Origin of the sequence: Bradyrhizobium sp. CCBAU 45394 (genome assembly GCF_028128655.1) — a bacterium.
Lineage (GTDB): Bacteria > Pseudomonadota > Alphaproteobacteria > Rhizobiales > Xanthobacteraceae > Bradyrhizobium > Bradyrhizobium diazoefficiens.
This window is the reverse complement of the sequence record NZ_LBIX01000021.1, coordinates 1-245: the sequence shown is the minus strand read 5'-3', so window position 1 is coordinate 245 and position 245 is coordinate 1. Positions and strand designations below refer to the sequence as shown.

General features: G+C 58.8%; 1 protein-coding gene. It reads right to left on the bottom strand.

Annotated elements, in window-relative coordinates; all coding sequences use genetic code 11:
• On the bottom strand, positions 1 to 192 hold a 192-nt coding region (locus WN73_RS11475; protein ID WP_271552807.1), incomplete at its 3' end, for a hypothetical protein.
• Between the last annotated feature and the right edge of the window lie 53 nt (positions 193 to 245).

Genomic DNA, 245 nt, shown 5'->3' with positions numbered 1-245 from the left:
TCCGTCCGATGCGACGCTCACCAGGTCAGTCGCCGTCAGGATGTCGGTCGTCGTCGAAACCTCGGTCAGATGGACTTGCGCCGTGCTGGTGGTGCTCGTGAAGTTCAATATGTCGCTGTGGCCGTCGCCGTTATAATCTCCGACCAGTGTCGAGATGCCGGTAACCCCGATTTTGGTCCAATCCGCGGCCACGAAACTCGACCCGTTCGACAAAAGGAGCTGGCTCTGACTGGCTGTGTCGCTAA